11 protein-coding genes are annotated in these 14,203 nt (G+C 57.5%); all 11 read left to right on the top strand.

Going from position 1 to position 14,203, the window contains the following annotated elements; genetic code table 11:
* Positions 1-236: 236 nt before the first annotated feature.
* The 11 genes from QE435_RS11675 (at position 237) to QE435_RS11625 (ending at position 14,189) form a co-directional block, all read left to right on the top strand.
* Positions 237-2,663: a hypothetical protein gene (locus QE435_RS11675; protein ID WP_349041474.1), complete on the top strand. Its 2,427-nt coding sequence runs from the start codon at positions 237-239 to the stop codon at positions 2,661-2,663.
* Positions 2,664-3,110: 447 nt separating this feature from the next.
* Positions 3,111-5,573 (top strand): hypothetical protein, encoded by a 2,463-nt coding sequence (locus tag QE435_RS11670; protein WP_349041473.1) that lies wholly within the window; start codon positions 3,111-3,113, stop codon positions 5,571-5,573.
* 17 nt (positions 5,574-5,590) lie between these two features.
* The gene (locus tag QE435_RS11665; protein ID WP_349041472.1) at positions 5,591-7,072 is read left to right on the top strand and encodes a hypothetical protein; all 1,482 of its coding nucleotides are present in this window, start codon (positions 5,591-5,593) and stop codon (positions 7,070-7,072) included.
* Positions 7,062-9,263 (top strand): hypothetical protein, encoded by a 2,202-nt coding sequence (locus tag QE435_RS11660; RefSeq protein ID WP_349041471.1) that lies wholly within the window; start codon positions 7,062-7,064, stop codon positions 9,261-9,263. The genes QE435_RS11665 and QE435_RS11660 overlap by 11 nt, the downstream gene beginning before the upstream one ends.
* 278 nt (positions 9,264-9,541) lie before the next feature.
* Complete coding sequence (locus QE435_RS11655) at positions 9,542-10,834, top strand: hypothetical protein (RefSeq protein ID WP_349041470.1); 1,293 nt, start codon at positions 9,542-9,544, stop codon at positions 10,832-10,834.
* 10 nt (positions 10,835-10,844) lie between these two features.
* Positions 10,845-11,270 (top strand): hypothetical protein, encoded by a 426-nt coding sequence (locus QE435_RS11650; RefSeq protein ID WP_349041469.1) that lies wholly within the window; start codon positions 10,845-10,847, stop codon positions 11,268-11,270.
* 1,304 nt (positions 11,271-12,574) lie between these two features.
* Complete coding sequence (locus QE435_RS11645) at positions 12,575-12,727, top strand: hypothetical protein (RefSeq protein WP_349041468.1); 153 nt, start codon at positions 12,575-12,577, stop codon at positions 12,725-12,727.
* Between the two features lie 42 nt (positions 12,728-12,769).
* Positions 12,770-13,015: a hypothetical protein gene (locus tag QE435_RS11640; protein WP_349041467.1), complete on the top strand. Its 246-nt coding sequence runs from the start codon at positions 12,770-12,772 to the stop codon at positions 13,013-13,015.
* A complete protein-coding gene (locus tag QE435_RS11635; protein ID WP_349041466.1) occupies positions 12,978-13,565 on the top strand; it encodes a lysozyme in 588 nt (195 codons plus the stop codon). The genes QE435_RS11640 and QE435_RS11635 overlap by 38 nt, the downstream gene beginning before the upstream one ends.
* A complete protein-coding gene (locus QE435_RS11630; RefSeq protein WP_349041465.1) occupies positions 13,562-13,945 on the top strand; it encodes a hypothetical protein in 384 nt (127 codons plus the stop codon). The genes QE435_RS11635 and QE435_RS11630 overlap by 4 nt, the downstream gene beginning before the upstream one ends.
* The gene (locus tag QE435_RS11625; RefSeq protein WP_349041464.1) at positions 13,890-14,189 is read left to right on the top strand and encodes a hypothetical protein; all 300 of its coding nucleotides are present in this window, start codon (positions 13,890-13,892) and stop codon (positions 14,187-14,189) included. Before QE435_RS11630 ends, QE435_RS11625 begins: the two co-directional genes overlap by 56 nt.
* The last annotated feature ends 14 nt before the right edge of the window (positions 14,190-14,203 follow it).

The raw sequence follows: 14,203 nt of genomic DNA, 5'->3' as shown, positions 1-14,203 counted from the left end.
CTCGCGATCTTTCAGATTCGCTCATACGCTTTAGATCTTTGTTTTTGTCGCATGTCGTTATCGCAAAACCGGTGACCACTTTTGCGCGACATGCTTAGGCGTGTGTTCTCACAGGTGAGAATGCGCAGACCTGCCGCGGGTGAGGGCTCGGCCATTGGCTGCGACCTGCTCTGACAAAATCACGAGATTAGATGTTGCCAGGCGTTCTTCGGGGCGCCTTTTTTATGGAGTGAGCCATGGCTGAGGTTCCGGTCAAACAATATTTTCGCCAGGCTGCCGTGCCTGTTTATCAGGGCAGCGTTGTCCCGCGGCCGATCCTCCAGCAGCCACTGACGGTGAAGGCAACGGAGAATGATTTTGGTGCGCAGGTGGGCAAGGGCATGCAGTCTCTTGGCGAAGGGCTTGGCAAAATGGCCGAGGCTGCCAGCAAGCTGCGCGACCTTCAGGCCGACACCACCGCCAAGGACAGCAAGACCGCCTTCGAGTGGGCAAAGCTTGCGTTGGAGCATGGCGAAAACGGCTATCTCAACACAAGCGGCCAAGGCGCTGTCGAAGGCTATCCCGGCTATGAAGAGGCGCTTGCCAAGCTTCAAAAGACCTTTGAACCGAAAGACCCACTGGCGGCGGGACGATATGAGGCGATGGTCGCTCCTGTGGTGACGACCAGCCTGGAAGCCGCCATCAAGCACAAGGCGCAGGGGCAGAAGGAGTGGGTGGGCAAGGCGGCTGAAGGCAGGCTTTCTCTTGCCAAGGACCAGGCGATCGCCGGGTACAACAAGCCCGAGCAGATCAATTCCGCCGTGGCCTCCGGCGTCAATGAAATTTACAGTCTCGGTAAGCTGAACGGCTGGACGCCGGAGGTGATAGTGGCCAAGGCCATGGACTTCATAACGGGACTTCACACCGGGGTCGCCATGACGATGGCCGGAAAGCCTGGTGGGGCGACCGCGGCGATGGAGTATCTGAAGGCCAACAGTGCCCAGGTGGACCCGAACGCGCGGGCGGACCTGGAGAACAAGATCAGGCCCTTGGCCATCGACGAGAAGGGCAAACAGATTGCCCTGGAGATCGTTTCGGAGAAACGGACACCCGCCGGTGCGGCTGACGATGTTGTGACGGGCGCTGTGGATAAGACCCCGTCCAGCAAGGAAGAGACTGGTGCTGGTAAGGATGCGGGCACGCGAGGCGATGCCAATGCCGGTCAGAATCCAACCGCTGATGTCGACAAGGATACGGTTGTCGGAACGGACAGGAGCAATCCTCCCGAGGGTGCGGACGCGAAGGCCCAGCCGGGTCAGACATCCACAGGTGGCGTGAACCGTGCCGCGGAGGAAGAACCGCACCGCGGCGGACCAACGCGGGCGAAAGCGTTTCTCGTTTCAATCTCGGCAAAGCCTGATCGACCTGACGACGCGCTCCCACTCGAAAACGCATTTGCGGAAAATACCAAGGCCTTAATCGAGGATGCGCCGAAGAACATTCGTAATGGGTTGGGGGTGAGCTTTGTAGACCCGAAATCACGCGCCTCTGTTGCCTCAGCGTCTTCCGTTTCAAGTGGGCGCAGCATCCAGTTGACCTATGAGGGGCGGCCGCTGGATCAGGCTCCGGCTCAGGTTCTCGACTGGCTTCACGAGAATGCCGAACAATATGGTCTGCGGTTTCTCTATGAGACCGCTCCATCCTCCACCGCGCCAGAGGCGTTCGGACGTGGCGGCAGCACTCTTGTTGCGGCGCAGGATGGGGTTGCGGCGCGCAGTCAAATGCTGCCCTTTTCGCAGGCGATGGCAAAGGTGCGCCTGATTGAAGACCCAGAGTTGCGGTCTTCGACGCTTCGATATGTGAACGGGATGTTCCGGGAAAGTGGCAGAGCCGAGAGTGCGGCTGCCAACGCTGCGAAGATGCAGATGTGCCGGATGATCATGGACAACATGCCGTTGTCCCAGATCCCGCTCGACCTGAAACTCGCGGCCGGGCCAGATACTGTCGATGGCGTCAAGCAGCGCGAGGCGCAGGGCGACAGGATAAAAGCCGATCCCGATCTCTACAATCAGCTCTCAATCATGAGTGCGAGCAATCCCCGTCAGTTTCTGAAGATGGACCTTACCGGGCCGGAGATCATCAACAGGCTTTCTCGGGAACAATGGAAGGGTCTGGCGGACAAGCAAGGCTCCATCAGGGCCGATGAGACGAAGGCCGACCGCGATGGGACATTCTACAAACAGGCATTCCAGGAAGCCGCGTTGACGCTGGAGGAGGCGGGGATCAATACACCCCGCCAGACGCTACGCTATAATGCGCGGTTGCAGCGCGAGATCGATCAGTGGGTGGAGCGCAAGGGCGAATATCCGAATTTTGCCGACAGGCAGTCGATGATCAACATGCTGGTCATGGAAGTCATCTACACGGAAAAACGTGCGCGCCTTTCACCCATGAGGCTGATCGACGACGGTGAAGATCAAGTGGGCAGCGGCAATATGTTCGACAATGACGACAGGCCGGAAGGATCTGACGTCAGGCTTACGGCGCGCTATGGCAAGATCCCGCCAAACGAACGGGCGCGGCTTTTCAAGGTGCTGATGAAGAAGAACGGCAAGGCGCCGTCACGAGCCGAGATCGAAGCGGAGTACAGCGTCGAGGCGATGGAAACCATTGGGGTGGATTGATGCTGTTCTTGCCAGGTTCGTGCCCTATCGTTGAGGCGGTGCCTCTAAGCTTCAAACACCTGTGAGCGCCATTTCCCTAGGGCGAATGGCGCTGTGACTGTTTGAACCGGCACGTGGCGCCTTTGGACGGTCAGATTCGGATCTTCAGCCGGAGCTTTCAGTTCATTTTTCCCACAACCGCGAGCGCTTCAAAAATGACGCAAGCGATGACCGCTGAAAGCGCGCCTTTCCAAGGATTATTTGAACGTCGTCGGATGAAATAGACGATCGAGCCAACGATCGCGCCTGCTGCGAATGTGGGGAGCATTCCTCCGACCCACTCTCCCAAAATCCGGCCAGGCCTTTGAGACAATCGAGACGGATCCCAATCAAGCGGTGCCGTGACCAGCGCAGCGACGACCGTCGTGCAGAGTGCTGCGAAAAACATCTTTTTCAAGCGAGACCCCCATGTCCCCAGAAGAAAATCGAGACAGGACCCGTGCACAGGCGGGGTCTTCTGTCAAGCAGACGGCGTATGAGATGGGGAGTGATCCGGAGCTCCTTGAATATGTTCGTGTAGGCGACATTCCGTTTTTCTTGAGCGGACGCAGGTCTGTCATCGATTTGCAAAGCAAGCTGACGGCTCAAGAATCGGCTCAGAAGCAGATTGAACTTATTTTAGAGCAAAATCCTAGGCTCCATGAGGCACTGAAAGCGCCTGGACACGCAGGCCTAACCGTAAAAGATTTGGCAAGTCTCGCGCTTTTTGAGCAAGCGCTACAGCGTGTCCAACAAGAAGATGCCTACGACAGTTCGCTTAAGAAAACCTCAGTTTCTGAGCCGCTGCCACAATCAGTTACGACTGCTCCTTCGCTTCAGCGCCAAGAAAATAAAGAAAACGAAACAGATGAGGTGAAAAATCTATCTCGGTGGGAGCGTTTAACCACGGCTTTCCAGCAGGGCGATGATGAGGCAACTGTACAGGGGAACGAGTACTTTCAGGATCTATCAATCGCGTTGGAATCAAGCGCGCTTAACAGGCTATTCGACGATGCAGGTCGAAAACTCGACGAAAGCCTCCTAACGAACGACGACGGAACGCCGAACCTTTTTGGTCGATTCACAAACTATGTGCGAAAGAACGCTTCGGCGGGGGATCAATTCCCACGCGAACAAGTCGGTGGCGCAGACGTCACGATTGAACAGCGAGTAGCCGCCATAAAAAAACGCGGGTACAGCCCGTTATACTACAGCTCAAAAGATCGCCTCGCAAAGATGGAAAAGGACGGGTTCAAAGTCAAATCCTATGATGATGTCGATGGTTTTGATTCAGCGCTAATGTACATTGGGGAAAATGTGGCGAAGGAGACGCCGAAGATTTTGACGTCGATGGCGTCAGGTCTCTTCAGCATCATCTTTACCACTGCCGACAACGCTGCATCCGTCAACAAAGAGTTGAAAGAAAAGTTGCCGGACATGCCTCTGGAAAGACGAGTGGCCGTAGCAACTGGCGTTGGAGGGTTGTTGACCGCGTGGGACAATGTCCCGTTTCTACTTGGGAAATTCGCAAAGGGTGGCAAGCTAGGAGCCACCGACATCGTCTTGGACGCTGCGAAGCCTACGACGTTACGCAGGATAGGGGGGGTTGTTGGGGGGACGATTAAAAGCGGAGCGGAAGGTGGCGCCAACGAATTGATCAAAGAAGGCGTTACTATGGGAGGCCCTGCTGCTCTAGGCGCCCGGTACGAGGACAAAGAGGCTTCCGACCGCCTGATTAACAAGTTGCTCAGCGGTGCCGTGGTTGGGGGCGGTGAACACATTTTCAAAGGCGCGACCGAAAGTCTATTACGTGCAGCAAGACGGTGGAGGTCTGAACGGTTCAAAGCGTCAGAGGCCGCTGACACGAAAAACGCTATGGATCAGATGAGCGATGCTGCGGCAAACTCCGGCCTGCGCACGCAACACCCCGAAGCGTTTAGGGAGTTTGTTGCTAAGATGACGAAAGGGACGAACGTCCGACAGGTTTATATCCCGGTCGATAAGATCGACGAGATTGTTCAACGCCGTGGTGGAAACCCGGCAAAAGTTCTTGAAGCATGGCATGTCGACAAAGCCGATTGGGAGACAGCACATCAGACCCGCGGATCCGTAAAATTTTCAATCGAGGATTATGAAACCTACGTAGCAGGAGGCGAGTATGACTTAGACCTTCGTCCGCACATAAGCCTCGACCCAAGTGCCAAGACGCATGCCGAAGGGTTAGAGTTTAAGGGCAGGGAGTCTGATCTTATCGCTCAAGCGGAGAAGGACGCGAAGGCTGCGCTAGTAACACAAGAACAGAACAGGGCTGTTTCGCAAGCAGAATATCAGCGAGACGTTGAGAGTCGGCAGGCTTCTGGCGCTTCTCCGGAGCAGGCGCATTCTGGCGCTTTGGCCGTCACTACGATGCGAACCGTGAGAATTGGCAAGAGTGGTCGAACCCCCGATGACTTTGTGCGGGACAATACATCGTCAGCTGATGCGTCTTCAACGAACCAGGGTCAATCGCGTGCAGTGAGTGAAGGTGCAGGGCCAGCACAGCAGCCGCCTTCCCGTGTTGAGGATGGCGCTAACGGCAACATCGCTCCTGTTCGCGCCCCCGGCGATAAAGGTGCTAGTGTTTTCCCCGCGACAGGTGCTGCATCTAATGCCCGGGTACCTGGAGCGACTCTGGGCCAGAAGGGACCACGATTGGGCTCAGTTCCCGAGAGTATTGGTGGCAGCATGCCGACGGAACAGCTCAAGAGGATGCTACAGTCATCCACCGCGCCTGCTTCCCGGCTGGAACCGCCCGGCCCGTCACCCAAGATCCTCGATCAGCAAGGCCCCGCAGTTCCGACGGACACGCCCTGGTCTGCGCGCCGGGACAAGCTGGAACGTAACGGACGATAAATCCAAGGAGGGATTCGATGGACGCCGTTGAACCCGATGAAAACCTATCCCTCATTCGGCTTTTTGAAAGTGTTGAGCTTTCCGCCTTTCTTCGCGGAACGAGCCGGTATTTTCTGGAAACGCTTCCTGAAATTGGCCGGGCGGATGCCGATGTGCGGGAGATGGGTGAGACCCTGCGCGACTGGGGACGGAAGGTTTCTGGTGCTGACGAAAGCGCGATCCACGCGCATTTTGCCCAGGCCTTCGAGGTGTATCTGCTGGAGGGTGAGGCGCCTTCGGTGGCTCTTCGCACTGTTTTCGAGCATTTCGCCGAGTGGCTTCTGCATGTCTATGGAGCATTGCGCGGTCTTGACCTTTCGCTTTCGCCCGACATTCGCGATGTGCTTTTGCGCATGCTGGCAACCCATGCGGCAATTGAAGAGGCGCGCGACGACATGTCTGCGGGCATGTTGTTTACGGGTGGGAAGACGGCGGGGCTTTCCGCTGATGAGCACCGGCGCCTGCGTCGGCTTCATGAAGAGGCAGACGACGAGGCGCATCAAAAACTGCGGCGTCAGGTGATGAAGCCGATCTTTCTCGCGCGCCAGGACTGGTATCGCAAGGAGCGCGAGACGGTGAAGGAGATCTCGACGCGGACCTTGCAGGCTGTGCCGATTTACCAGGCCATTCAGGCATTGCGCTTCGGCATGGATTTTGAGGGCAAGCCGGTGGGGCGGATCAAGCTCGACAGGGGCATTCTGGAACGGGACTTTGGCTTGAGGCCTCTTTCTTCCAAGGCGGAGGGAGGTGAGGACGATCTGGACCACGCCAATGCCTTTGCCGGACGTGACGGTATTCACCCCGATATTGCAGCCGGCATGTATGGGTTTGACAGTGGTCGGGCGTTTCTGCAGGCGCTGGTGCGGGCGCGTCCTATCGAACTTGCCATCGAGCTTCTGACCGAGAGGACGATGGTTGAGCGTCATGGCGATCTTTTGCTTGACGGCCAGTTGGAAGAAGAGGCGCTGAAGGCGCTGCATGGGGACAAACGCCGGGCGTTTCTGCTGGCGGAGCTGAATGTGCTGAGCAAGCTTTCGGGCGGTGAGGCGACGACGCATCAGGAGGTGGAGGGGAATGTCCACCGGCTGTTCAGCGCGCTGAAAGTGTCCAGTGCGACGGATTCCGATCGCCACCTTGCGGCAGAGCGCAAGACGGCCGGTGAGGCGGCCAGCGCCTTTGCCAAGGACGATCTCAAAGAAGCGATGGAGGCGAAGCGGCGACAGCTGATGGCCTGCCATTTCTATATGGCGGCCTCTGCCAAGGCTGACGAACTTGAGGCCCTGATTGACCGCATGGCGACGCTGGATGCGACGGATGATGAGTGGGCAATGGATGCAGAGGCGGAAAACCGCGGGGCGGTGCGTGCGCTGGCCGCTGAATTTGGTTTGGCGAGCAAGCCTGCCCGTTTTGATATGGGCGGCTGGCTTGAGCAAATGAAGGAGGACGATCTTGTCCTATAATGTGCTTTCACAGGCAGCTGAGGTTTATACCCGCGCCGATTCAAAGGTATTTGGCGATCTGACGGTTGCGGAATTCGATGCCGTTCACGATGCGATTGACAATGTGACGGAAGTTGGCCGGAGCGCGAGGGGCATCCAGATCGATGGCGAGTGGCAGGATCTGGACGCTGTTCTTGGCTTGGTTCTGGCGGCTGTGGAGCAGCGTAGCGAGAGCCAGAACGCGGACTTGCGACGCCGGCTGACGGCGCTTGGCGCGGGGGCCGTTATGCCGCTTTCTCTTGAGGCGGCGCAGCGGCCGGTTGAGCTTTGGGCACAGGATATGGATGGGGGCGAGGCAGGGATTTGTTCTCGCCTTATCGTCGCGCCGGTGCGGCAGGCATTTGAGCATTATGAAGAAGAAAAGGCCGCTTATCTTCGTTCGCTTCACGCCATTATCGAGCCGCGCACTGCGGAACTGCTGGGGCCGGCGATCGGCGCTCCGGAGCTTGGATTTACATTCGAGAACAAGGGGCAGCTGTTCCATGCGCTTTTGCACACCGGCAATGACAGCAATCAACGCAAGCTTCTGGCCGGGCGCGGGTGGCAGGCCGGATGGGAGCGTTTTATCGCGCGGATGTGGCGCGAAGGCATTTTGACCAAAGCCGATTATGATGCGGCGCAGGCCATCTGGGATGTGATGGAGGGGTTGAAGCGAAGAGGGCAGGAGGCACACCGCAAGATCTGCGGCTTCTCCTTCAGAGAGATGATGCCTGCCGCCCTCAAGACGCCGTTTGGCACTTATGCCGGCGGCTTCGTGCCCGCTGTGTTTGAACGGGGCTTCGGCATTGCTAATCAGGAAGGGAGGAACCCGGCGGAGATGTTTCCGACGGTTGCCCCTGCCTTCACAGCGCAGGGGAAAGAGAATGACGCGCGGCCGCTGGTGCTGGAGTGTTCAATGCTTGCTGCGCATATGGATCAGCTTTTGCGGTTTATCCATATCGAGCCTGTCGTGCAGCAGATAGGGCGGATCGTGAACAGGCCGGAATTTTCGGTGGCGCTGGACGATGTCTCGCCCGCCATGATGGACACGGTGATTGTGCCTTGGCTGCGAATGGTGCGGCAACCGGTGGCTGAGGTGCAGCCGACGACGGCGGAGGGGCGGGCGCTGTCTTATGTCACGCGGGCGATCCGTGGACGTGCGGGCGTTCGCAATATGATGCTCGACATCGTTAGCGCTACGGCATCGACGTGGGAGACATCCTCTGTCTCGGCCCAGATTTCGACGGGGCGGTTGGAGGCCGCGTTGGTTCGTTTTGCCAATCAGGGCGAAGGGGCGGCCATGCGCGAGGATGTGGCAAGGCTATCCCTCGTGATGAACTCGCGGATGAAGCGGAGCAGCCGGGATATGGAGGCGTGTATTCGGCGCGCGATCGCCAAGCCGGGTGATCGTGGATTGATCGCTGAGAAAAGCGTTCTCTATGGGGAGATTTTGCTGAAGGGGACCGGGAATATCCTTGATCTGGTTATCTGGCACGCGGCGTATGACCAGGCAATCGCTGAGGGCATCCTGCATAGAGAGGCTGTGGCGAAGGCGGACGCTCTTCTTGTCATGCGCGATGATAAGCAGAACCACTGGGGAGAGAACGGCTCTACCTTTTCCCGCCTGTTCACGTTGCTCTACAGTTACTTCAACAGCCAGGCCCGTCTCTCGGGCGGAAATCTTCAGCCGATCATGCAGAGCTACGGTTATGGGGGCGCGCCGCGCCTGTTTGCCGTCTATCTGGCAGGGGTTGCTATTCCTGCGGTGGTCGCGAAGGTGATCACTACCGCTCCCGATCAGTTCTCGGATGGAAGCTCTATCGGCGAATTGGCAGGACTTTTCTTCGGCACGCACAGCGAACGAGGCGCCGGGATAGAGCCGATAGCCGAGCAGAATTTCAATGCCTTCACGGCGACGTGGAACGAGACGTCCGCAGCCCCCAGACGATCGGCTCGTGCAGATGGACCGGCAGGAGATGGATTGGCTGCCCTTGCCATGGTGCTGGGGATTTCTCTCGAAGGGTTGGTCCAGGCTGCGGGCCTTGGCGACGTCGACGTCGAGGCTGATCCGAACAGTGCTTTGGATACAGTTCCGACAGTTTCATCTGCTGCGGCATTCGGTGGGGCGGCACAAAGCCAGCCTGATCGACCTGAAGTGCCTCTTCGAGATTGATTTCGTAGAGCCGCTCGCTTGGTTTAGAATGCCAAGCGACGTTTAACTCATCGGATTTCCGAAAACCGATTCTGATTTTCTAGCCGATGCTGTCGCGGAGCGGCCGCCACGACTGGTTGCCCTGGCCTTGCCAGAACCACCAATCCCGACGTCCGAAACGATGGCGGAGATCCGGTACTCCCTACGCCGCAGCGATATTGGGCGAATCTATCCAATTTTATGCCCCACAAAACCCACACCGACAAGCGCCTTCAGGGCGCTTTTTTATGGAGTGAACAATGACGGTTTCAAGCGAAGTCAGCGTAGCCGGGCCGTTCTACGGCAACGGCACGACGAAGACTTTTCCTTATAGTTTCAAAATTCTCGATGCCAGGCATATCCGCGCCGTGCTGATTTCAGCATCGGGCGACGTATCCGATCTCTCTCTCGACAATGGCGACTACAGCGTGACGGGCGTCGGCAGCGAGACCGGCGGCGACGTCGTCAAGGCAACACCTCTTCTCACGGGCCAGACCCTGACGTTGGTCCGCCGGCTGCCGTTGACGCAGGAGACCTCGCTGGAAAACCAGGGAGCCTATTATCCCGAAGTGGTGGAGCGCCGTCTGGACCAGATGGTGATGCAGATCCAGTCGGTGAAGGAGGCGACGGAACGATCGCTGACTGTCGAACCCGGCCAGGAAAAGCCTTCGATGACGCAGATTGCGGCGGCGCAAGGGTTTGCGCAGGGCGCGAAACAGAGCCGCGATGAGTCTGCCGGGTTCGCTACCGCGGCGGCCAGTAGCGCATCGAATGCATCGGGATCGGCGGCGCTGGCAAGTCGCTGGGCAAGCGAGGCCGAAAACGTCCCTGTGGCGGGCGGGCTTTTCTCAGCGTTTCACTGGTACCGTAAAGCCTATGGGATTTATCAAACGGTCTCGCAGGGCTTTCTTGAAAAGGTCGGCGGCATACTCACGGGTGATGTGCTGTTTGGGCCAGGCACCGGTGGGAAATATTCCAAGATCCAAGCGAATGGGGACGTTCAGCTTAATCGCGGCGACAACACCGGGTACAACACATGGAATGCCCCAAATGCCTACTTCGGATGGGACGGTGCGCGTTATGTATTCGGCCCAGCGGGACCCACTCTCATTACACATTATTTGCAGTTGGAAAAGGATGGGGTGTGGTCGAGATACTACGAGACTGGCGACATCTCTTTTGGCGGGTCCATGGGTACTGAGTTCGGTGCTGGCCTTTCTGTCGCACTGCGAGCTGCAAAAGGCAGTTTGGGTATAGGTCAAAGTTGGCAAAATGTGTTGGCAAATCGATCTGCTGGGACTGTATACCAGAACACCTCTGGGAAGCCGATCATGGTCGCTCCTCAAGGATGGGCGCGCTACTCCTTTTGCGAAGGGCAGGTTTCTACGGATAACAGCAATTGGATCACCCCGCCACGACCGGAGAAGATCGTGAACTCGGACACGACTTACTACTTTGCCTATCCGATGTTTGTGGTTCCGCCAGGCCATTACTATCGTCTGACGCAAGGCAACAATTTCCTTGGCACACAGGCGTGGCTCGAACTGAGATAGGAAATCATCAATGAGCGAAGAACATGGATTTTACCATCCAAGTGTCGGTTACTGGCAAACTACGTCAGAGCCATCCGAGGCCATTCAAGACCTATATCCAGAGGGCACAATTCCATACCCGTTAAAGCCAAGCGACAATTACATTCCTAAGGATGGCGGCTGGGAATATGCAGAGCCGCCTGTAGAGCCGTTGCCGGAAATGGTCTCCGTCCTTCATCCCGTTCATCTTTGGGAGCGGATGACAAAGCCGGAAGCAGATGCTGTCGGCGCGGTGATGGAGCAGCAGGATTTCCGGACGCGACAGATATTCGCAACCGCTTCCTCGTACCGCTCGGATCATGAGCTTTGGCCGCTTCTTCAGCAGATCGCCACGCAGCTTTTCGGTGCAGAGCGCGCCGCGCAGATACTCGCACCCTCCGAGATGATCCCTGCTTGAGGCGACGATGCAAGTCTTAAAAAACCATGGCGACTATGATCTGTGTGTGCTCTGCGTGCGTGGCAACGGGATGCGGATCGATACCTGCGAGCAATTGAGCGGATTTCAGAACAATAACCATAGCCCCGGCAGAAACGGTGGGACGGTGGCGCTGATCGCCGCCGTCATCGGAAACGACGGCAACGGAGAGCGGCAAGAATGTTAGGGGTGAAATATGCCTACAAAGACTTTAACGCAAAACGGACAGAGGACATGGGCATCTAGGTGAAGAGTGATGCGGGCTATCGCGTCATGCCATACTCGGGCGATCTTGGCGGCGACATCTTGTTGGATCCACATGCAATGCGTGTATGTTGCGGCGATGGTGCCGGTACCAGACGCAAAACTTTCTGCGCTTAATGTGGGCGAAATGGTGATGCTATTCAGCTGGTTGTGTTTGCCAGCGCTGGCAATGTGTTCGTTTCGCTTTCTAATGTGACCGCTCCTAACCTGAAGGTCTCTTTCGAATGAGCACATCACTTACGCATCTGGCCAGTACTTCGCCTAAACCCCGGTAACTAAAAGATGCTGTAGCGCTGACAGTGCCGACCGTCGCCAACGGCAGATTTGAAGGCTTTTCAGTCAACTCCACACGGCTCAATTCCGCAACCGGGATTGGATTTATTTGCCGGGACGCGACGACCGGGGCGTCAGTCAGGGTGAGCCAGAATAACGCCGACTTCTTCGGACATGTGTCGGGTGTCTAACTACCGCAGCCTAAATGCCGTCGTTTCGACGGGTGCCGTTATAAGCGGCGGTAATGTCCAGCTTCACCCTATCATCGTAACAGAGCGCGTGACACTTTCGGAACTGGTGCTCGTGTAACCACGTCTGAGATCGGCAAGAGCTTCCAGCTGGGTGCATATGCAGCCGATCCCGCGAACAAGCTTCCCACCGCCAACCTTCTCGGCGCCACTGCCTGCTTGTCTGCCGTGACGACCGGCGTCATGACTGCGGTCTTTTCAGGCGGAAGCATTATACTTAATCCCGGGATGTATTTGGGGCTTTTAAGACCGATACATCGGACCGCTGTGTTTCAAGCTTATGGCGCAAATTCGACCGTCGGCCCCTCATTGCTCGGCGGCACTGCCGCCCCAATGTCATCTGGAACCTTGTATTCGGTTACATATCTGACCATCGCTCAAGCCTTCGGCACGTGTCCCGACTTGACCGGACAGAGCTTTAACCGATGAATTGCATCTTCCGCATATGCTGGCATCTTTTTCAGGGCAGCTTGATCGTGGAAAACGAAATCGATCTCTAGTTTGCGGTATGACGCTGCCGGAAACCTCACCGTGTTCGTCATCCTGGATGACGGCAACACGCTTTCCATTCCTGCCAGCATGCCGCCAGCCGAGCGCGACGATCTTATCACTGCCTTCAAGGCAGATCAGCAGGCATTGGCAAACGCCTCGTAGACCTTCGCCGGTAACGGCATCATCTAACAGTCAGGAAATCCCATGCTCATCACGAACTGGTGGCAGGTGCTGAAGCGCGCCTGGTCCATTCGATGGATCGTGCTCGCCGGTATGCTGTCCGGGCTTGAAGTCCTTCTCCCCATTATCGACGGCTATCTCGATATCCCTCGCGGCCTGTTCGCCGCCCTCTCCGGAGCCGCGACCTGCGCGGCCTTTATTTCCCGAATACTCGTCCAGAAAGGTATAATCGATGCCGATAAACAAGATCGTGCCGACGAGGCGCGGTAAGGCGGCCGTAGCTGGTGTCTTGGCCACGATCGCAGCCGGTGGATATGCCGCTTATGACCGTTACGCTGTTGCCGGGAGGATGGACCCTGCCGTCATTTTGGCCGTGGAGAAGGCCATCATTCCCTGGGAGGGGCTTGTGCTGACGTCCCATTGGGATCCCTTCGCGAAGATCTGGGATATTTGTTATGGCGAGACGCAGGGCATTGGCCCGGGCATGACGAAGACGAAGGCGCAGTGTCGCGATATGCTCTTGCGCCGCGTGCATGATGATTATTATCAGCCGATCATGCAGTGTTCGCCGAAGCTTGCGGCTGCACCTGTCAGCGTTCGCGCGTCGATGATTTCGGGATCCTATAATTTTGGTGTCGGGGCCTGGTGCCGGTCGACGGCGAAGGCTCGGATTGAGGCTGGGCAGTGGCGGGCGGCGTGTGAGGCGCAGACGGCGTTTAATCGGGCGGGTGGGCGGATTGTGCGCGGGCTCGTCAATCGCCGTGAGATGGGGGATGCGCGGCGTGTCGGTGAAGCCGAGCTTTGTGTGAGCGGCCTATGAGTATGCTTTTCCCGACTTCGCTTTTGGGGCGTATCGCAATGCTCATCATCGCCGTCTTGCTTGTCTTCGGCGGCTTTCGGCTTTGGCTTTCCTCGCATGATGCGGCACTGCTGAAAGGGTATGTGCTGCTTTCGGAAAAGACTGCTGCCGAAGCCAGGGCGGCGGAGCTTGAGCGGCAGCGCAATGCAGCGGCACAGGCGCTGGAGGATTACCGGAGGCGCGCGGTGGCCGATGCTCTCACGCAACAGAAACGCCAGGCTGAACTCGAAGAGGCAATCCGCAATGACAATAAGACAATGGATGATGGCGATTACCGCTGGAGCGATGCTGACCGTCTCTGGCTGTGCCAGCAAAGAGGCGCGGCTGATTGCCGCCGCTGATGCGAAGGGCAGTATGGCTGCCGGTGTGCACCTGCCGGATCTGCCTGAGGAATGCCGCCAGCCGATGGAGCGGGTGATCCCGAAATACGGGGTCGAGAAGCCGCGCAATACGCAGTTGCGTTGGGAGGTTGCCGCCGATCTCACCGACAGGCGCACAGGGCGCTGCGCTTCCTTTTATGACGGTGTGAAGACGCGCTTCGACGCGACGAAGCCGCAAGCTGCGCAACGAAGCATCAGGCAATGACAGGACTTGAAGAG

This window comes from Agrobacterium sp. SORGH_AS 787 (genome assembly GCF_030819035.1).
In the GTDB taxonomy this organism is placed as follows: Bacteria; Pseudomonadota; Alphaproteobacteria; order Rhizobiales; family Rhizobiaceae; genus Agrobacterium; species Agrobacterium larrymoorei_B.
The sequence above is the reverse complement of the archived record's forward strand: the minus strand, read 5'-3'. Positions and strand labels throughout refer to the sequence as shown.